The organism is Macrococcus lamae (assembly GCF_004359545.1).
GTDB classification, from domain to species: Bacteria; Bacillota; Bacilli; order Staphylococcales; family Staphylococcaceae; genus Macrococcus; species Macrococcus lamae.
In genome coordinates, this window is the sequence record NZ_SCWB01000036.1 from 1 (window position 1) to 1,092 (window position 1,092).

1 protein-coding gene is annotated in these 1,092 nt (G+C 38.8%); it reads left to right on the plus strand.

From position 1 onward, the window contains the following. Window positions 1–1,092 (plus strand): IS4 family transposase (locus tag ERX29_RS10740; RefSeq protein WP_133444677.1); only part of this gene is annotated, 1,092 nt, incomplete at both ends.

A 1,092-nucleotide genomic window follows, 5' to 3' on the forward strand; every position in this document is an offset into this window, starting at 1 on the left:
AAAATCATCATTTGAACAATGGATTTTACCTATAGATTTTAAAAAAGTTTCTGCACATGTAAGATATCTGAACTTGGATCACTATACAAAGAAACTGAATACCTGTGCTTTCATCAAGCTGCTGCTGTACTCACAGTTGTTTGAAACCGAGAGTCTAAGGGCAGTCAGTGACAGTGTTTTTTCGGAAAGGCTTCAGGAAACCTTAGGTTTCGAGTCAATCAGTTACTCTCAGCTCAGTAGAAAATTATCTGAAGTCCCTACTGAGATCTTCAAGGTCATTTTCACTGAGTTACTGGCTCTGATTCAAAAGGAAACTCATTTTAATCAGAAGAGAAAAATCACTACACCTTTAAAAATTATCGATTCCAGTACGCTGCCTTTAAATCTTCATCATCATCGCTGGGCAAAGTTCAGAAAAACGAAATCCGGCGTTAAACTGCACCTGAGATTAGTACATATGGCAGATGAAGATTCATATCCGGATCACTTCTATCTGACAAACGCATGTGAGAACGATCAGAATCATCTTGAACTATTCGTAGATGATAAAGAATGCATGTACGTATTCGACCGTGGTTATGTCCGGTATCAACGATTTGATCAGATGACGGATGACGGCTACTTCTTTGTATCACGTCTACGAAAAAATGCGATACATCGGGTCTTTGAAGTATTCGATACTCATGAACATGGTCAAATCATTTCAGATGAAATGGTGGTTCTCGGGACCCCTGAAAACAGAACGGAAAATATTTACCGCAGGGTATCTGTCATTGATGACAAGGGCAAACCGCTGGTTTTAGTGACGAATAGATTTGATTTATCTCCTGAGGAGATTGGAGAGATCTACAAATCACGATGGGGAATAGAGCTGTTCTTTAAGTGGATTAAACAGCATTTAAACGTCAGTACTTTTTATGGTCATTCAGAAACAGCAGTTTCCAATCAGGTTTATGTCGCAATGATTGTCTATTGCTTGAACTTACTCATTAAGTTGAGAACGAATAGTAGAAAGAGCATCCTTCAGATTACCAGGTTACTGAAGGCTTCTGTCTGGAATAGAAGCAATCATCTGATTCGAAGAATCCAAGG